The sequence below is a fragment of the Aeromicrobium phoceense genome (assembly GCF_013868155.1).
In the GTDB taxonomy this organism is placed as follows: Bacteria; Actinomycetota; Actinomycetes; order Propionibacteriales; family Nocardioidaceae; genus Aeromicrobium; species Aeromicrobium phoceense.
This window is the reverse complement of sequence record NZ_JACEOG010000001.1, coordinates 2,281,386-2,298,381: the sequence shown is the minus strand read 5'-3', so window position 1 is coordinate 2,298,381 and position 16,996 is coordinate 2,281,386. Positions and strand designations below refer to the sequence as shown.

23 protein-coding genes and 1 riboswitch are annotated in these 16,996 nt (G+C 71.2%); of the genes, 10 read left to right on the top strand and 13 right to left on the bottom strand.

The genetic code is table 11. The annotated features are described in order from the left end of the window. The first annotated feature begins 2 nt into the window (after positions 1-2). The 3 genes from H1W00_RS11125 to gcvP all read left to right on the top strand — a co-directional run bounded on the left by H1W00_RS11125 (position 3) and on the right by gcvP (position 4,263). Positions 3-482 (top strand): bifunctional nuclease domain-containing protein, encoded by a 480-nt coding sequence (locus tag H1W00_RS11125; RefSeq protein WP_181755762.1) that lies wholly within the window; start codon positions 3-5, stop codon positions 480-482. Positions 483-620: 138 nt separating this feature from the next. After that, positions 621-1,193 carry a MerR family transcriptional regulator gene (locus H1W00_RS11120; RefSeq protein WP_181755761.1) on the top strand — a complete coding sequence of 191 codons (573 nt, stop codon included), beginning with the start codon at positions 621-623 and terminating at the stop codon, positions 1,191-1,193. Positions 1,194-1,244: 51 nt separating this feature from the next. Continuing rightward, positions 1,245-1,332, top strand: a riboswitch (glycine riboswitch). A 75-nt stretch (positions 1,333-1,407) separates the two neighbouring features. Beyond that, positions 1,408-4,263 (top strand): aminomethyl-transferring glycine dehydrogenase, encoded by a 2,856-nt coding sequence (gene gcvP / locus H1W00_RS11115; protein WP_181755760.1) that lies wholly within the window; start codon positions 1,408-1,410, stop codon positions 4,261-4,263. Here gcvP and H1W00_RS11110 read toward each other — a convergent pair. Beyond that, positions 4,209-5,000: a serine aminopeptidase domain-containing protein gene (locus H1W00_RS11110; RefSeq protein WP_286928769.1), complete on the bottom strand. Its 792-nt coding sequence runs from the start codon at positions 4,998-5,000 to the stop codon at positions 4,209-4,211. The two genes, gcvP and H1W00_RS11110, sit on opposite strands and share 55 nt — an antisense overlap. A 37-nt stretch (positions 5,001-5,037) precedes the next feature. Between H1W00_RS11110 and H1W00_RS11105 the strand changes: the two genes are divergently transcribed. The 3 genes from H1W00_RS11105 to H1W00_RS11095 all read left to right on the top strand — a co-directional run bounded on the left by H1W00_RS11105 (position 5,038) and on the right by H1W00_RS11095 (position 6,322). Then, positions 5,038-5,400: a hypothetical protein gene (locus tag H1W00_RS11105; protein WP_181755758.1), complete on the top strand. Its 363-nt coding sequence runs from the start codon at positions 5,038-5,040 to the stop codon at positions 5,398-5,400. Continuing rightward, the gene (locus tag H1W00_RS11100; protein WP_181755757.1) at positions 5,393-5,785 is read left to right on the top strand and encodes a hypothetical protein; all 393 of its coding nucleotides are present in this window, start codon (positions 5,393-5,395) and stop codon (positions 5,783-5,785) included. Before H1W00_RS11105 ends, H1W00_RS11100 begins: the two co-directional genes overlap by 8 nt. Before the next feature lie 81 nt (positions 5,786-5,866). After that, complete coding sequence (locus H1W00_RS11095; RefSeq protein ID WP_181755756.1) at positions 5,867-6,322, top strand: SRPBCC family protein; 456 nt, start codon at positions 5,867-5,869, stop codon at positions 6,320-6,322. Here H1W00_RS11095 and cobA read toward each other — a convergent pair. After that, positions 6,270-7,475 carry a uroporphyrinogen-III C-methyltransferase gene (cobA, locus tag H1W00_RS11090; protein WP_181755755.1) on the bottom strand — a complete coding sequence of 402 codons (1,206 nt, stop codon included), beginning with the start codon at positions 7,473-7,475 and terminating at the stop codon, positions 6,270-6,272. The genes H1W00_RS11095 and cobA overlap by 53 nt on opposite strands. After that, positions 7,472-8,257, bottom strand: a complete 786-nt coding sequence (locus tag H1W00_RS11085; protein WP_181755754.1) for a phosphoadenylyl-sulfate reductase — start codon at positions 8,255-8,257, stop codon at positions 7,472-7,474. Before H1W00_RS11085 ends, cobA begins: the two co-directional genes overlap by 4 nt. Positions 8,258-8,363: 106 nt before the next feature. On the opposite strand from H1W00_RS11085, the gene H1W00_RS11080 reads away from it, so the two are divergent. After that, the gene (locus tag H1W00_RS11080; protein WP_172806395.1) at positions 8,364-8,510 is read left to right on the top strand and encodes a GPGG-motif small membrane protein; all 147 of its coding nucleotides are present in this window, start codon (positions 8,364-8,366) and stop codon (positions 8,508-8,510) included. Between the two features lie 20 nt (positions 8,511-8,530). Further along, positions 8,531-9,154: an L-threonylcarbamoyladenylate synthase gene (locus H1W00_RS11075; protein WP_181755753.1), complete on the top strand. Its 624-nt coding sequence runs from the start codon at positions 8,531-8,533 to the stop codon at positions 9,152-9,154. Here the strand turns inward: H1W00_RS11075 and H1W00_RS11070 are convergent. The 7 genes from H1W00_RS11070 to H1W00_RS11040 all read right to left on the bottom strand — a co-directional run bounded on the left by H1W00_RS11070 (position 9,114) and on the right by H1W00_RS11040 (position 13,776). Beyond that, positions 9,114-9,698, bottom strand: a complete 585-nt coding sequence (locus tag H1W00_RS11070) for a DnaJ family domain-containing protein (RefSeq protein ID WP_181755752.1) — start codon at positions 9,696-9,698, stop codon at positions 9,114-9,116. The genes H1W00_RS11075 and H1W00_RS11070 overlap by 41 nt on opposite strands. A gap of 4 nt (positions 9,699-9,702) precedes the next feature. Continuing rightward, on the bottom strand, positions 9,703-9,945 hold the full coding sequence (locus H1W00_RS11065) for a superinfection immunity protein (protein WP_206680006.1): 243 nt from the start codon (positions 9,943-9,945) through the stop codon (positions 9,703-9,705). Between the two features lie 9 nt (positions 9,946-9,954). Next, entirely contained in the window at positions 9,955-10,242 is a 288-nt protein-coding gene (locus tag H1W00_RS11060; RefSeq protein ID WP_338072881.1) for a DUF1905 domain-containing protein, read from the bottom strand. A gap of 25 nt (positions 10,243-10,267) precedes the next feature. Next, the gene (locus H1W00_RS11055; RefSeq protein WP_181755751.1) at positions 10,268-10,969 is read right to left on the bottom strand and encodes an anti-sigma factor; all 702 of its coding nucleotides are present in this window, start codon (positions 10,967-10,969) and stop codon (positions 10,268-10,270) included. After that, the gene (gene sigK, locus H1W00_RS11050; protein WP_181755750.1) at positions 10,966-11,556 is read right to left on the bottom strand and encodes an ECF RNA polymerase sigma factor SigK; all 591 of its coding nucleotides are present in this window, start codon (positions 11,554-11,556) and stop codon (positions 10,966-10,968) included. Before sigK ends, H1W00_RS11055 begins: the two co-directional genes overlap by 4 nt. Before the next feature lie 24 nt (positions 11,557-11,580). Continuing rightward, complete coding sequence (locus H1W00_RS11045; RefSeq protein WP_181755749.1) at positions 11,581-12,198, bottom strand: fasciclin domain-containing protein; 618 nt, start codon at positions 12,196-12,198, stop codon at positions 11,581-11,583. 69 nt (positions 12,199-12,267) lie between these two features. Next, positions 12,268-13,776, bottom strand: a complete 1,509-nt coding sequence (locus tag H1W00_RS11040) for a molybdopterin-dependent oxidoreductase (RefSeq protein WP_181755748.1) — start codon at positions 13,774-13,776, stop codon at positions 12,268-12,270. Between the two features lie 130 nt (positions 13,777-13,906). On the opposite strand from H1W00_RS11040, the gene H1W00_RS11035 reads away from it, so the two are divergent. Continuing rightward, entirely contained in the window at positions 13,907-14,431 is a 525-nt protein-coding gene (locus H1W00_RS11035) for a polymer-forming cytoskeletal protein (RefSeq protein ID WP_181755747.1), read from the top strand. A 68-nt stretch (positions 14,432-14,499) separates the two neighbouring features. On the opposite strand, the gene H1W00_RS11030 is transcribed toward H1W00_RS11035, so the two are convergent. From H1W00_RS11030 to H1W00_RS11020, 3 genes are all read right to left on the bottom strand, one after another. Further along, the gene (locus tag H1W00_RS11030) at positions 14,500-14,706 is read right to left on the bottom strand and encodes a hypothetical protein (RefSeq protein ID WP_181755746.1); all 207 of its coding nucleotides are present in this window, start codon (positions 14,704-14,706) and stop codon (positions 14,500-14,502) included. A 102-nt stretch (positions 14,707-14,808) separates the two neighbouring features. Next, the gene (locus H1W00_RS11025) at positions 14,809-15,627 is read right to left on the bottom strand and encodes a DUF1206 domain-containing protein (protein ID WP_181755745.1); all 819 of its coding nucleotides are present in this window, start codon (positions 15,625-15,627) and stop codon (positions 14,809-14,811) included. Positions 15,628-15,683: 56 nt separating this feature from the next. Beyond that, complete coding sequence (locus H1W00_RS11020) at positions 15,684-16,253, bottom strand: TetR/AcrR family transcriptional regulator (protein WP_181755744.1); 570 nt, start codon at positions 16,251-16,253, stop codon at positions 15,684-15,686. A 75-nt stretch (positions 16,254-16,328) separates the two neighbouring features. On the opposite strand from H1W00_RS11020, the gene H1W00_RS11015 reads away from it, so the two are divergent. Continuing rightward, positions 16,329-16,898, top strand: a complete 570-nt coding sequence (locus H1W00_RS11015; RefSeq protein WP_181755743.1) for a dihydrofolate reductase family protein — start codon at positions 16,329-16,331, stop codon at positions 16,896-16,898. Positions 16,899-16,996 lie beyond the last annotated feature (98 nt).

Here is a 16,996-nt window from a genome sequence, read left to right as displayed (position 1 = left end):
CCGTGCGCGAACTCGACATCGTCGGAGTCCGGGTGGAGATGCCCACCAACCAGCCGCTGGTCCTGCTGCGCGAACGCGAGGGCACGCGCTACCTGCCGATCTGGGTCGGCGCGATCGAGGCCTCGGCCATCGCGTTCGCCCAGCAGGGCACCGTGGCCCCGCGGCCTCCGACGCACGCCCTGATGGCCTCGATCATCGAGGGCCTCGGCGACGAGCTGACCGAGGTGCGGATCGTCGACGTGCGCGACGGCGTCTTCTACGCCGAGCTGGCCTTCGCCGGGGGAGCGGTGGTCGACGCCCGCCCGTCCGACTCGATCGCGCTGGCCCTGCGCACGGGAGTCCGGGTGGTGTGTGCCGAGGACGTCCTCGACGTCGCCGGCTTCGCGCAGACGCCCGACGAGGACGAGCAGGTCGAGCAGTTCCGTGAGTTCCTCGACCACGTCGATCCCGAGGACTTCGAGAAGCCTTCAAGTGAGGGTTGAGACTTTTTACCCGCCGACACGCGCGGCGGTGCGTGCGTCGAGAGACTCTCACGTCTAACTTGAGGGTACGCAAGACCACAGTGGTGTGGTTCTCTTGTTGTGGGAGGCCGGTCCACCGGCCGCCAGGAAGGCGTGAACATGATCGAACCTCGTGACGAGGCAGCGGAGGCGCAGGCACACGCCAGCGCCCAGGGCCTGCTGTTCGACGACGACCTCGCGCCCATGCCCCAGGACACGGGGTTCCGCGGTCCGACCGCGTGCAACGCCGCCGGCATCACCTACCGCCAGCTCGACTACTGGGCCCGCACCGGCCTGGTCGAGCCCACGGTCCGCTCGGCCACCGGCTCGGGCACCGCGCGCCTGTACTCCTTCAAGGACATCCTGCTGCTCAAGATCATCAAGCGTCTCCTCGACGCCGGTGTCTCGCTCCAGCAGATCCGCACCGCGATCGACCACCTCCGCGAGCGCGGCACCGAAGACCTCACGCAGGTCACCCTCATGAGCGACGGCGCCAGCGTCTACGAGTGCCGCTCCGCCACCGAGATCGTCGACCTGCTCCAGGGCGGTCAGGGCGTCTTCGGCATCGCCATCGGCGGTGTGTGGAAGGAGATCGAGGGCTCGCTCCACGAGCTGCCCACCGAGCGCGCCGAGGCCGACGTCCCGGTCGCCGGCGACGAGCTGTCGCAGCGCCGCGCCCGCAAGGCCAACTGACGGACGCTCCGCCCCGCCCCGACATCGCTCGGGGTAGGCTGGTCACGCCGTTCGACCCGTACGGGAGAGTCCCGTCCCAGGGCGCCGAAGGGGCAATTCCTCCCCGGAACCTCTCAGGCCACAGGACCGTACGTCACAGGCGACTCTGAAGGCGTGCCACCGGCACGACGACAGAGGGGGAGGGCCTTGTCGTCGAGCCCTCGGAGCCCCGCCCATGTCGCAGTCGGTCCCCACGCCCCAGTCCGCCCGCCAGCCCGCCACCCGCTTCGTCGACCGTCACATCGGTCCGCGCGCGTCCGACCAGGCCGCGATGCTGCAGCGGCTGGGCTACGACAGCCTCGACGCCCTGATGCAGGCCGCGGTGCCGTCGGGCATCCGCTCGGTCCTCGACGGACTGCCGGCGGCCGCCAGCGAGACCGAGGCCACCGCTCGCCTGCGTGAGCTGGCCGACCGCAACACCCCGGGCGTCTCGATGATCGGCCTGGGCTACCACCCCACCACGACCCCGGCGGTCATTCGCCGCAACGTGCTGGAGGACCCCGCCTGGTACACCGCATACACGCCCTACCAGCCCGAGATCTCCCAGGGCCGCCTCGAGGCGCTGCTCGCGTTCCAGACGATGGTGGAGGACCTCGCCGGTCTGCCCACCGCGAACGCGTCGCTGCTCGACGAGGGCACCGCCGCGGCCGAGGCGCTCACCCTCGTGCGCCGTGCCGATCGCAAGCGCACCGACCTGCCGGTCGTGGTCGACGACGGACTCCTGCCCCAGACCCTCGCCGTCCTGCACACGCGGGCCGAGGCGGTCGGGCTGCCGCTCGTGGAGGCCGACCTGCGCGAGGGCCTGCCCGAGGGCGACTTCAGTGGCGTCATCATCGCCTACCAGCGTGCCGACGGCACGGTCATCGACCTGGCGCCCGTGATCGACGCGGTCAAGGCGGCCGGGGCGCTCGCCGTGGTCGTCACCGACCCGCTGGCCCAGGTCCTGCTGCGCTCGCCGGGCAGCCTCGGCGCCGACGTGGTGGTGGGCTCGACCCAGCGCTTCGGCGTCCCGATGTTCTACGGCGGCCCACACGCCGGCTTCATGGCGGTGCGCTCTGGGCTCGAGCGCCACCTGCCCGGCCGCCTCGTGGGCGTCTCGGTGGACTCGGCCGGACGTCCGGCCTACCGCCTCGCGCTGCAGACGCGGGAGCAGCACATCCGCCGCGAGAAGGCCACGTCCAACATCTGCACCGCCCAGGTGCTGCTGGCGGTCACGGCTGCGATGTACGCGGTCTACCACGGCGCCGAGGGCCTCCGCGAGATCGCGACGCAGGTGAACGGCCGCGCGTCGCACCTGGCCGCCGGCCTGCGTGCCGCGGGCGTCGAGGTCGCATCCGACCGCTTCTTCGACACCGTCACGGCCGTCGTGCCGGGGCGGGCCGCCGAGGTCGTCGCCGCGGCGCGCGAGTCCGAGATCCACCTGTGGCGCTTCGACGACGACCGCGTCGGCATCGCCGTCTCCGAGCCCTCGACCGACGCGCACCTCGAGGCCGTGCTCGCGGCGTTCGGCGCCGGGAGCCTGCCCGACGAGGCCGACGCCTCGCTCGAGCCGGCCTGGCTGCGCGACGACGAGATCCTGACCCACCCGGTGTTCGTGGAGCACCGCAGCGAGACCCAGATGCTGCGCTACCTGCGCCGGCTCAGCGACCGTGACTACGCACTCGACCGCGGCATGATCCCGCTGGGCAGCTGCACGATGAAGCTCAACTCCACCACCGAGATGGAGCCGATCAGCTGGCCCGGCTTCGCCGACCTGCACCCGTTCGTCCCGGCGCAGGACGCCGCGGGCATGATCGAGCTGGTCGAGACCTTGGAGTCGTGGCTGGCCACCGTCACGGGCTACGCCGCCGTCTCGGTGCAGCCCAACGCCGGCTCGCAGGGCGAGTTCGCCGGCCTGCTGGCCATTCGCGAGTACCACCGCAGCCGCGGCGAGGAGGCGCGCGACGTCTGCCTCATCCCCAGCTCGGCGCACGGCACCAACGCAGCCTCGGCCGTGATGGCGGGCATGCGCGTCGTGATCGTCAAGGCCACCGACGCGGGGGAGGTCGACCTCGACGACCTCCGTGCGCAGTGCGAGACCCACGCCGACGACCTCGCCGCCATCATGGTGACCTACCCCTCGACGCACGGCGTGTACGAGCACGGCATCAGCGAGCTGTGCGACATCGTCCACGAGCACGGCGGCCAGGTGTACGTCGACGGCGCCAACCTCAACGCGCTGCTGGGCCACGCCCGCCCCGGCGACTTCGGCGGCGACGTGTCACACCTGAACCTGCACAAGACCTTCTGCATCCCGCACGGTGGCGGTGGACCGGGTGTCGGCCCGGTGGCCGTGGGCGAGCACCTCGTGCCGTTCCTGCCCAAGCACCCCTTCCACCCCGACGCCGACCGCCGGCAGGCCGCGGGCACCATCAGCGCCGCTCCGTACGGCTCGGCTGGCATCCTGCCGATCCCGTTCGCGTACGTGGCGATGATGGGCGCCGACGGCCTCACCGACGCCACGTCGGTGGCCGTGCTCGCGGCCAACTACGTGGCTGCGCGGCTCGGCGAGGCGTTCCCGGTGCTCTACTCGGGCGACCACGGCCTCGTGGCCCACGAGTGCATCCTCGACCTGCGCGAGATCACGAAGAACGCGGGACTGAGCATCGACGACGTCGCCAAGCGGCTCATCGACTACGGGTTCCATGCGCCGACCATGAGCTTCCCGGTGGCCGGCACGCTCATGGTGGAGCCGACCGAGTCCGAGGACCTGGCCGAGCTCGACCGCTTCTGCGAGGCGATGCTGGCGATCCGCTCCGAGATCGACCGGGTCGCGGCGGGGGAGTACGACGCCACGGACAACCCGCTGGTCAGCGCCCCGCACGCCGCTCACGAGCTGGTGGACTGGACGCACCCGTACCCCGTCGCCGAGGGCGTGTTCCCGGCTGGCACGACGCAGGACAAGTACTGGCCGCCGGTGGGTCGGATCGACAACGCCTACGGCGACCGGAACCTGGTCTGCTCCTGCCCGCCGATCGAGGCGTTCGCCTGATCGGTCCACCATCGCACCACGCGGTCGACGACGGGTCCGGGGTGCTTCGCCCACAGCACGTGGTGGGTGGAGCCGCCCTCGGGCACGAGGTCGCGGGTGTACTCCCAGCTCGTCAGGGCCGACTTGTCGACAAGTGTCCGCTCGAACCGGTGGGCGGCCGCCTCGATGGAGAAGCCGTCGCCGGCCAGGTGCACGGCCAGCGTCGGCAGCGTGATGCGGCGCTGCACCGGGTAGGGCGGGCGACCGGTGCGGACGACGCGTGCCCACTCGCGCATTAGCGTGCGCGCACCGGGACCGCCGAACCACGGCTTCGGCACGTATCCCCGGACGAGGCCGACCACCGGCACCGTGAGCGCCATCGCCGCGAGCGGCAGCCCGATCCGGGGGTAGTGGCGGAAGTGGGGGAGGGACACGCCCACGAGCACCATCGCGTCGGCCGGACGGGGGCCGATCTGGACCGCGCCGCCGAGCTGGCCGCCCAGGCTGTGTCCGAACAGCACGACCGGCCGGTCGGGATGCTCGATCCGGGCCGCATCGATGGCGGCCTGGGTGTCGGCGATCTCGTCGGCGTACGACCAGTCGTGGCGACGCGACGCGCGCGGAAGGTCGCGCTCGAAGCCGCGCCGGGGCAGGGTGCGCGCCTCCCAGCCGCGTTCGCGGAATGCCGCCTCGAGGGGGCCGTAGAAGGACGAGGGGACCGCCATCGCGGGCGAGATCAGGACGACCGGGGTGCTCACCCGACCATCCTGCCAGCGTGAAAGACTCACGTCTGACATGCCTGACGCCCTGGTCTACGTGACCTCCGCCGCCGCCCTCGCCGCCGCCGTGTTCGCGGGCTGGCACACGGCGAGGTCGTACCGCTTCAGCAACCCGCTGTTCTACTCCGTCGCGGTGGTCGAGGTCCTGCTCCTGGCCTGCCTCGTCTGGGGGATCGTGGCCGTCACCGGCACCGACCGCGACGTCGAGAAGGCGCTGTACGTGTCGTACCTGGCGACCACCGTGCTCATCCCGCCCGCCTCGGTGCTGTGGGGGATCGGCGACAAGACCCGCTGGGGCACCGGCGTGGTCGCGGTGGCGATGTTCACGGTGTCGGTCATGCTGATCCGTACGCACCAGATCTGGGTGGGACATGGCTGAGCACGACACCGACACACAACACGGGTTCGGACGCGCCCTCGTGGCGGTCTACGCCGTCTTCGCCGTGGCCGCCACGGCGCGGTCGGTCTACCAGCTCGTGACGAAGGCCGACGAGGCCCCGGTCGCCTACGCGCTGTCGGCCGTCGCGGGTGTGGTCTACGGGATCGCGACGTGGGCGCTGGCCACCGGCAACCGCCGGGTCGCCACCGCGGCGATCGGCTTCGAGCTGGTCGGCGTGCTCGGTGTCGGCCTGCTGAGCATTCTGGACTCCGAGCTGTTCCCCGACCAGACGGTGTGGTCGGGCTTCGGTGCCGGCTACGGCTTCATCCCGCTCGTGCTGCCCTTCGTCGGCCTGTGGTGGCTGCGCCGCACCCGGGGAAGGTGAGAGCCCCGTGCGCTCATACCGCGCGGGGCTGATCCCATTGAAACCCGCCTCGTGCCCGAATCCCGGCAGCGACACGGTCTGATGAGCGATCGTGCATACGAGTTCCGGTCGGTCTGGGACGTCGCGGAGCCGCCCGAGCGGCTCTGGCGCACCCTGGAGCAGTTCCTGGAGCAGGACGACCCGCTGCCGTGGTGGGACGCGGTGAGCGTGACCGCCCACCGCGGCGAGGAGATCGATCTCGTCGCGCGCAGCGCCTTCGGCTACCGGCTGCGCTTCACGGTGCACGACCTCGACCTGCAGCCCACCACCACGATGCGGTTCCGCTCGCGCGGCGACCTCGACGGGTCGGCCCACCTCGACTTCGCGCCGGGCCGCGCCGGGCGGACCCTGCTGACCATCGACTGGCACGTGGACACCACCGCGCCGTGGATGCTGCGCTCGGAGCGGGTGCTGCGCCCGGCGTTCGTGCTGGCGCACGGTCTGGTCATGAGGTCGGGAGAGCGGCGACTGAACCGGTGGTTGCGGCAGCGAGGCTGACGACGTCGCCGATCACGGTGATGGCCGGGGCCTGCGCGTGGGCGGCGCGGTCGGCGATCGTGCCGAGGGTGGCGATCGTGGTGCGCTGGTCGGGGGCGAAGCCGCGCTCGACGACGGCAGCGGGCGTGTGCGGGTCGTGCCCCGCCGCAATGAGCTCCTCGGCCGTGCTACGCAGCCGCTTGACGCCCATCAGGAGCACCAGGGTGTGGTCGCCGCGGCGCGGCAGCTCGCCGACGGCCTCGTGCCCGGTGAGCACCGAGAAGCCGCGCGCGACCCCGCGATGCGTGACGGGGATGCCCGCCGCCGCGGCCACGGCGATCGCCGACGTGACCCCGGGGACCACCTCGACCTCGACCCCGGCCGCGCGGCACGCGAGAAGCTCCTCGCCACCGCGGCCGAAGACGTAGGGGTCGCCGCCCTTGAGCCGCACGACGACCTTGCCCTGCTGCGCGCGGTCGACGAGGAGCTCGTTGATCCGCTCCTGCGGGATGGGGTGGTGGTCGGGCTGCTTGCCGACGTCGATCACCTCGACGTCGGGGGCGAGCTCGGCCAGGACGGACTGCGGGGCGAGGCGGTCGAACACGACGACGTCGGCCTCCGCGAGCAGGCGCCGGCCCCGCGTGGTGAGCAGGCCGGGATCACCGGGGCCGGCGCCGACGAGCGCGACGAGCCCCTTCGCGTGGGTGCGGTGGCGCAGCGGGAGGTCGCCGGTCTGCAGTGCCGTGGCCACCGCGTCGCGCAGGGCCGCGGCACGGCCTGCGTCGCCACCGCCGCTGACGGCGATCGTGATGTCGTCGACACGGGCCACCGCGGGGGTCCAGGCCGTGGCGCGCTCCGGGTCGCCGCCCTTGAGGCAGAAGATGCGCGCCGCCTCGGCGTCGTCGGCGACGAGGTCGTCGACCGGCGGGACGTCGGTGGCGGTCTGCACCAGCCAGGCACCGTCGAGGTCGCCCGTGCGGTAGGCCCGCTCGTGCCACGTGATCGTGCCGCGGCCGATCGCCGAGGCAAGGGAGTCCGACACGGCGGGGGAGACCACGTGGACGTCGGCGCCGGCCTCGAGGAGGGAGAAGGCGCGGCGGGTCGCGACGTGACCTCCGCCGACCACGACCACGCGGCGACCGGCGATCCTCAGGCCGAGGGGGCAGGTGCTCACGTGTGCAGGCCGCACTCCGACTTGTCCAGGCCGGCCCAGCGGCCGGCCCGGGGGTCCTCACCGGGCGCCACACGGCGCGTGCAGGGCGCGCAGCCGATCGACGGGTAGCCGTCGTTCAGCAGCGGGTTGAGGATCACGTCGTGCTCGTTCGCGTAGTCGAGGACCTGGTCGAAGGACCAGTCGGCCAGCGGGTTGATCTTCACCAGGCCGTTCTTCTCGTCCCACGTGACGAACGGCGTGTCGGCGCGCAGCGGGCTGTCGTCGCGGCGGACGCCGGTGATCCAGGCCTCGTAGCCGCCGAGCGTCTCGGTGAGCGGCTCGACCTTGCGCAGCTGGCAGCACAGCGCCGGGTCACGCTCGAAGAGGCGCTCGCCGTACTGGGCGTCCTGCTCGGCGACGCTCTGGCGCGGCATGACGTCGACGATCGTGAGCTGCATCGACGACTCGACCGCGTCACGGGTTCCGACGGTCTCGGCGAAGTGATAGCCCGTCTCGAGGAAGAGCGTGTCGACCCAAGGGATGTGACGTGCGAGAACATGCGGCAGCACGGCGTCGGCCATCGAGCAGGCCACGGCGGTCAGGTGCCCGAACTCCTCGGCGACCCACGCCAGCAGGGCATCGGTCTCTCCGTCGGCGAACCGCGTCGAGGCCTGCAACGCGAGGGCACGCAGCTCGTCAGGGGAGCGCCGCGGGCGCTCCGCCCGGGCTGCCAGGTGCTCGCTGCGTTCGCGGTCGTGGGCCAGCTGGCGCTCGCGCCGTTCGGCCAGGGTCGGGCTGCTCACCCCTCCAACCTAGTTCGCCGCCGTGCACGACTCCCACTCGTCCAACATGCGAACATCGCCAACTCACGGCAAGGTGGAGTCGAACCTAACGAAGGGAGTCACCCCCATGTGGGACACCATTTTGTGGATTGCTGCGGTGATCATCGCGATCTTCGGCATCATCCGTCTCGTCCAGCGCGACTTCGTGATGGGCGCAGTGCTCATCGTCATCGCTCTGCTGGTCGGGCCGGGCGGCGTGAGCCTCTTCACGTAACAGACGCCTAAGGTGGCGACATGGTTCGCTATCTCGACATTCATCCCGTCGACCCGCAGCAACGCACCGTCCAACAAGCGGTCGCGTTGCTGCGGGGAGGCGGGATGATCGCTTATCCCACCGATTCGGGCTACGCCCTCGGCGCGCAGGTCGGCAACGCCGAGGCCCTGCAGCGCATCCGGTCCATCCGTGACCTCGACGACAAGCACCACTTCACCCTGGTCTGCCGCGACTTCGCCCAGCTGGGCCAGTTCGTCCACGTGGACAACGCCGTGTTCCGCGCCGTCAAGGCCGCGACCCCCGGCCCCTACACCTTCATCCTCCCGGGCACCCTCGAGGTGCCCAAGCGCCTGCTGCAGGCGAAGAAGAAGACCGTCGGCGTCCGCATCTCCGACCACCGGATCACCCGCGCGCTCGTCGAGGAGCTCGGCGAGCCGATCCTGAGCTCCACGCTGATCCTCCCGGGCGAGACCGAGGCGATGACGCAGGCCTGGCAGATCGGCGAGGAGCTGGGCGACCGCGTGGACGCGATCGTCGACTCCGGCGAGGAGATCCTCCCGCAGCCCACCACGGTCGTCGACCTCTCCGAGGGCTACGCCGAGGTCATCCGCGTCGGCGCAGGCGATCCCACGCCCTTCGAATAGGTCCCGGCCCGGCCGGGTCCTCCGGGGGCTGTGCGAGGCGCTCGCGGGCCCGGGCCGCGCGCCGCTCGTGCCAGGCGGCCGCCTCGACCTCGATGTCGCGCAGCGCGGTGACCACAGGCGGGCCGCCCTGCAGCTGGCGTCGTGCGGCGACGATCCGGCGGTTGAACTCCTCCACGGCCTCGCGCACCGCGCGCTCCGACCTGAGCCCGTCGAGCTCGTCGCGCAGCACCTCGTCGTCCTTGCGCAACTGCAGCGCCTCGGGCAGCACGCCCGTGATGTTCTCGCGCTCGATGAACCGCTTCAGCCACCAGTCAGGCTCGGCCGCGGTGTCGATGTGGGGGAGAGGCTTCCCGGCGAGCGGCAGGTCGTCGAACTCGCCGCGCGCCATCGCGGCACGGATCTGCTGGTCGACCCAGAGGGTCTGGTCCTCCGGACGCCGTCGGGGCGGGGGAGGGGAGTCGTCCTCGGACTCGTCCGTACCCGCCGTGTCAGCGTCCGGTTCCAGGCGGTACCGGGCGGCGCGGCGGCGGGCGTCGTCGTTCATCGGCTCAGCGGGGGTTCCTGATCCCCAGCACCTGGTGCGACGTGCAGGCCATGACGAGCGCGATGATCCAGCCCACGACCGTCCATCCCAACAGCAGGTTGAGCCAGAAGATGGCGCCGGTGTTGGACTTGCCGCGCGTGGCGGCGATCGCCCACGGCAGCATGTACCCGGCCGTGGCGATGGCGATGATCCAGCCGAACACCGTCTGGAACGGTCGGCCGCGCTGGTCGGTGATCAGGTCGTTCACGGTCCCAGCCTACGACTGAACGGCCAGTGCCACGAGGATTCGATCGCCCTCCGAGCACCCGGCGGCCTCCCGGACCGACTTCTTGATCGGCAGGATGAACGAGCGCAGCTCCTTGCTCGGGAAGACCGAGGTGCTCCACGTCTGGGACCCCACGGTCACCTCGACCTTGACCGAGCCGAACCCGGCACGCACGGGCGTCCGGTCGTCGATGTCGTCGGCCACGTCCTCCGGCAGCGTGACGAAGTGCCACGCCCCGTCCTCACGCCAGCGCCACAGCGTCGCCTCGAACTCGTACACGGCACGAGCCTGCCCGATGACGGTGTCAGAAGGCGAACAGGGCGATCGGGTCGCTGGTCGGCTCGGACGTGTCCGGGTCCTCCTCGACCGTCACGCCCGCCGCGGACGCCGTGAGCGCATCGCCCTCGAGCAGGACGGTGTTGTCCGGGCCCTGGGGCATCGTCGCGGCCTTGACCATCTCGTCGCCCTGCTGGAGCCACACCACGTAGGAGTGACCCTCCGGGGCCGCGGGCATGTCGTGAGTGACGAGCACGGCGCGCTTCTCGGCGGCCGAGCGCACCACGGTGGCGCTCGCGCCGTCGTCGAACGTCTGGGTCACCCGCTGTGCCTGCGGGTCCTCCAGGACGCGGTCGGTCGCGGAGAGGACCTGCGAGGTCCCGTCGTTCCACGGCTCGGTGATCGCGACGCCGACGCCGGCGGCCAGGACCACGGCGGACGCGGCGGCCACGAGCAGCAGGCGAGGATCGAAGCGGTGCCGGCGGGAACGCCGGGCCGGCTCGGGCGGGAGCTGACGCACCTCGGTGATGGCGGCGAGCACGGACTGGCGCAGCGCCGGGGGCGGCTCCTCCAGGCTGAGCTCGGTCAGCACGGCCGCCGTCTCGCGGAGGCTGGCCACCTCGGCCTGGCAGGCCTCGCAGCCGGCCATGTGCCGTTCGAAGCTCTCACGCTCGGCGTCGGTGACGGCGTCGAGAGCGTAGGCGCCGGACAGCGCGTGCACGTCGCTCATCTTTCTGCTCCCATCGCGTCACGAAGTCTGATCAGGCCGTCCCGGATGCGGGACTTCGCCGTGCCCACGGGCACGTCCAGCATCGTGGCGACCTCGGTGTGTGTACAACCTCTGAAGTAGGCCAGGTCGATGGCCTCCCTCTGCGTCTCGGTGAGGCCGGCCAGGGCCCGGCGGACGCGCTGGGCGTCCAGCCGGGCCTCGACCATCTCACTCGTCGAATCATGCGCCACCGCGACGTCCCGCAGGACGTGCTGCGTGTCGCGTGCCGTGGCGGCCTCCGCGCTGCGGACCCGATCCACCGCCCGGCGGTGCGCGATCGTCATGAGCCAACTCAGGGCGGACCCGCGAGCGGGGTCGAACCGTGCTGCCTGCCGCCACACCTCGAGGTAGACCTCCTGCGTGACCTCCTCGCTCTGGGCGCGGTCCCGCACGATCCGCCGGACGAGTCCGTGGATGCGCGCGGAGGTCTCGTCGTACAGCGTGGCGAAGGCGGCTTCGTCGCCGCGTCCGCACCGCCTCAGGGTGTCGGCCAGCGCCTCGGGCGGCGACTCTTCGCCGCCCGAGGGCACTGCTCGCAGGTGGTTCACCGGAGTTGTCCCGTCAGTCGCAGGTCAGGGCATCAGGACGGAGTCGACGACGTAGACCTTGGCGTTCGCCGTCTCGACGTTGCCGCAGATCACTGCAGCCTCGCCCACGGTGAACTCCTCGCCGGAACCCTCCACGGTGATCGTGTCACCCGCGAGGGTCTCGTGCTCGCCGGCCACGTCCTCGGGCGCCAGCTGGCCCTCGACGACGTGGTGCGTCAGCACCTTGGTCAGCGCGTCCTTGTCGGCCAGCAGGGCGTCCAGGTCGGCGGCGGGGATCTTGGCGAACGCGTCGTCGGTCGGAGCGAACACCGTCAGGGCCTCGGCGCTGTTCAGCGTGTCCACGAGGTCGGCGGCGGTGACGGCCTTGACCAGCGTGGTGAGCAGGGGGTTGTTGGACGCGGCGGTCGCGACCGGGTCGTCGGCCATGCCGTCGACGGAGCCCTCACCCTCGGTGGGGACGGCGGAGCAGCCGGGGCCGAACGGACCGGTCATCGCCTCGGCGGCCATCGACTCGGACGCGGAGGGCGTCGTCGACTCGCTGCTGCTGGAGTCGTCGCCACTGCTGCTGCAGGCGGCCAGACCGACGCACATGAAGGCGGCGGCAGCGGCGGCTGCGGTACGGCGGGGGAGCAAGCGGTTCATGATCGTGCCTCTCATTGGGTGACGAAGTTGTCAGTCATTCGGTGCCGGGGCGCATCCGGATGGGTCGATTCATGTGACCTGGACCACGATCTGCTGGTATCCGCTGGAACCATCGGGAAAAGGCGCCGCTCGCTTCTCGGTCTGGACCTCCCCGTCGAGGCTCTTGGCACGCACGGTGAGCGTGTGGCGGCCGGGCTCGGCGTCCCAGAGCATGTACCACTGGCGCCAGTAGTCCACACCGGCATCGGGGCCGAACTCCGCGGGCTCCCAGTCGCCGTCGTCCACCTTGACCTCGACGGCGCCCACGCCGCGACCCTGAGCCCACGCGACGCCGCCGACGACGACGCGACCCGCGCCGACGGGTTTCAGCGCGGCGGGCGTGTCGATGCGCGACGAGATCTTGATCGGCCCGTCGATGGCCCAGTCGCGGTCGGTCCAGTAGGCCGACTTCTTCTCGTAGGTCGTGACGGTGAGCCGTGTGAGCCACTTCGTGGCGCCGACGTACCCGTAGAGCCCCGGAGTCACCAGGCGGGCCGGGAAGCCGTGGTCGCGGGGGAGCGCCTCACCGTTCATGGCGACCGCCACGATCATGTCCCGGCCGTCCTGGGCGGCCGCCAGGGGAGTGCTGATCGTGAAGCCGTCGACGGCCGTGCTCAGGATCTGGTCGGCACCGGCCCGCACCCCCGCCCGCTCGAGCAGATCGGACACCCGGACCCCCAACCAGCGGGCCGCACCGACGTACGGGCCGCCGACCTCGTTGGAGACGCAGGTCAGGGTGATGTCGCACTCGACGAGCGGGAGCTCGAGCAGCTCGTCGAAGGTCAGCTCGTAGGGTCGGTCGACCATGCCGTCGATCCGCAGGGTCCAGGTCTCGTGGTCGACCACGGGGACCGTCAGGTTGATGTCGACCCGGTAGAAGTCGTCGCGGTCCGTGCGGAACGACGAGATGCCGCGGTACTGCGCCTCGAGTCCACGGGGGAGGGGCGGCAGGGGCTTGCGAGCGCGAGGGAACACGATGTTGGTGACGTCGCGGGCGCGCACCGTGAGCCACTGGCCCACCGATCCGACGACCACCGCGGCACCCACGATCGCTCCGGTCCCGATCAGGAGGCGTCGTCGGCCGGGGCCGTCCGCGACCTCGTCGGGCTCGTCGGGCCCAGGGGAGAGCCAGCGCAGGACGACGATGGCGACGATCGCGGTCACGGCGGCTGGCAGCACGTCGACGGGGCGAGCCGCGGGGCGGGCCAGCGCGGCCCAGCCCGCAGCGGCCACGAGCCCGAGCACGACGGCGGCGCCGGCGATGAACGACCGGCGGGCCAGCAGGCCGCCGAGCGCCGCGAGCAGCAGTGTCACGACGAGCACCGTTCCGAGCAGGATCGGCTTGTCGGCGGTGCCGAACCGCTCGATGGCGAACTGCTTGAGGGCTGTCGGTGTCCGGTCGATCACCGCGCTCCCGACGGAGAGCACGGGGGAGGCGGCCGGCGCGATCAGTGCGGCGGCGAGGTGCCCGGCGGCGAGCCCCGCCAGGGCTGCGGTCAGCCCCGAGGTGACTCCCGAGACGGCTTCGTGGCGATTCATGGAAGGGGTTCGTTGCGGAGCGCCGAACGGATGGGACCCGAACATGAGAGCACTCTCATGTTTCGTTCACCTCCGGCTCACTTCGGCTCTGCACGATGGGGTCATCACGTACCGAACGAAGGAGCGCACGATGAAGACCAAGACCCTCGCCCTCGCCCTGACCGGCGGCGTCCTGCTGGCCGGACTGCCCGCGATGGCTTCCGCGGATGACGACGACAACCGCAACATCAGCCGCAAGGGCAGCTTCACGGTGAAGAAGAACCGCGACATCGACGGCAACATCAGCATCCGCAAGGGCAACCTCGTGGTCAACGGCGACGTCGACGGGAACCTCACGGTGCGCCACGGCAACATCATCATCCGCGGTGACGTGGACGGCAACGTCCGCCAGCTCGGTCGCGGCTCCGTCACGGTCACGCCCTCCGGCTCCGTCGACGGCAACATCACCGAGCGCGACAGCGGCAACCTGACCGTCGCGGGCGACGTGGACGGCACGGTCACCGAGTTCCACAGCGGCCACGTCCGCATCTACCGCGCGGCGGAGATCGACGGCAGCGTCCGTGAGCGCGGCGCCGGCCACCTGCTGATCTGGCGTGGCGCGGACGTCGAGGGCTCGCTCAGCGAGGGTGGCGCTGGTCGCCTCGTGCGCCGCTGACCGACCTAAGCCCGGAACGGCCCCTGGAGCACCCGCTCCGGGGGCCGTCCGCGTCTCGGGAGGGTCACTCACCCGGAGGCCGGCTTGAGCCGTGCGGCGGGCAGCCACCCGGTGTGGACGACACCGTCCGGCGAGGCCCACGTGCACAGCGCCTCCCAGCCCTTCACCACGGGTCGCCACTCCACGAGCACCCCGGGATACACCGCGGGCGCGTGCTGGACGGTCGACAGGTTGACCCAGACGTGCTGGGGCCGGATGCGAGGCGGGGGAGTCACGGCCGGAGGGTCCAGCGCCGACAAGCGGTCGCCGTACCTCCGGTTGTGACCCATGGGACCACTGTAGAACGGGTGTTCGACGTACGGCCCGTTTGGGCTGTATCAGCGGTCGATGTGGCGTGCCCATGCGAAGCAGAACAGGCCGAACGCCGCGAAACCGGCGCCGACGAGGGCGATCACGACAGGCCCGAACGGCTGGTCCAGCACGGTGAGCAGCGCCTCGTCGATGCCGCCGGACTTGTCCGGCTCGTGGGTGATCGCGGCGTAGCCGAAGAGCGCGGCGACGCCCAGGACCGCGGCACCCTTGGCGACGTAGCCGATCTTGCCCAGCCAGACGTAGGCCGAGCCGACGCGGCCGCTGGCGCCGCCGGCCTCGATGTCCTTGAGGAAGCGCTCGGTCAGACCCTTGTAGATGAGGTAGACACCGACGGCGGCGATCCCGAGGGCCACGAGCCCCACGAGCGCCTGGCCGAGGGGAAGGTCCATCAGCTTGGCGCTGAACGACGCGGTGCCGTCCTTCTTCGAGGAGCTCGACCCGGTGACGACCTTGAAGGCGCTGAACGCGATGACGGCGTACAGGACCGCCTTGCCCAGGCTCGTCACCCGCTTGCGCAGTCGCTTCGGGTCGTCCTCCTGGCGGTGTCCCACCGCGGCCTCGATCGCCTGCCACACCGCGAGCAGCACCATGCCGAGGCCCACGGCCCACACGATCGGCTCGCCGAAGGGCTGCTGGGCGAGCTCACGGACGGCGCCGGTGCTGTCGGCCTTGTTCTCGCGGTCGCCGAACGCGAGCTGGAGGGTGAGCCAGCCCATCATCAGGTGGACGATGCCGAACGCCACCAGTCCGGCACGTGCCACGTAGTCCAGCGCGGGATGGTCGTCCACCGCGCGCGCGGTGGATCTTGCTGATCGGGGGGACATGGCCCGAGCCTAGGGCGTCCGGGACGGCGCGGCCCGTTCACGACGGCCGCGCACGTTCAGGTGCCGAGGATCCGACGCGCGAGGGTCTCGACGAGCGCGTCGACGTCCGCGGTCTCGTCGAGCGGGACGGTCAGACGGTCGAACACCAGCCCGTCGATCGCGTAGTGGAACAGCGCGATGTCCGAGGCGTCACCGGGCAGGCCCATGGACGTGTTGAACTCGACGTCGGCGACCAGGCCGTCGCGGCGCCAGCTCGTCAGCGCCTCGGCGACGTGGGGGCGGCGCGTGGCCTCCAGGCGCAGCTCGAACAGCGCGATCATGACGTCGGACTCCGCCGTGAGCCGGTGGACGATGTCCTTCAGGTAGTCCGTGAACAGGTCGATCCCCGGAGTGCGCCGCGCGAGCTCCGCGTGGATCTCGGGATCGGGGGAGAGGCGCTCGCCGATGCGCACGAGGATCGTGTCGATGATGTCGTCGCGCGAGGCGAAGTAGTTCGACGCCGTGCCCTTCGGCACGCCGGCCTCGAGGTCGATCGCCCGGTGCGTCAGCCCCCGGGAGCCCTGCTGCGCAAGGACGCTCACGGCGGCGTCGGCCAGGAGCGTGCGGCGTTCGACATTGCGGACCATGGCCTCAGCGTATCGCTACCACGACGGGTGTCGTGGTACGTTCCAACCACAACATCCGTAGTGAATGGAGAGATGATGCGCGAGCTCGTCTATTACGTCGCCGTCTCGATCGACGGCTTCATCGCCGAGCCCGACGGCGCCTTCGACGCCTTCCCGGTGACCGGCGATCACGCCGCCGTCCTCACGAGCGACTTCGCGGACGCCGTACCGTCGGGCTTCCTCGAGGCGCTCGGGATCGCGCCGCCGCGCACCCGGTTCGACACGGTGATCCAGGGGAGCAGGAGCTACCAGATCGCCCTCGACGAGGGCATCCAGAACCCGTACGCCCACCTGCGCGAGTACGTGGCGACCCGCTCGGGGGCCACGCCGCCGGACGGCGTCACCTACACGGCCGACCCGCTGGCCACGATTCGTGAGCTGAAGCAGGAGGACGGCCTGGGCATCTACCTGTGCGGTGGCGGCGAGCTCGGCGGCTCGCTGCTGCCCGAGATCGATCGACTGGTGCTCAAGCGGTATCCGATCGTCCTCGGCGACGGCATCCGCCTGTTCGGCGGCGCCGACCCGACGGTCGCACCGTTCGACCTCGTCAGCACGCGACGGTTCGAGTCCGGCCTGGTGATCGAGGAGTACGTGCGGTCCACGTGAGGGGAGCCCCATCCGTGACCCATCTCCTGTATAACTGACATAATGTGCATTATCGGACAACCGCGCAGAGCGACGACGGATCTGTCGGAGCGTGATCC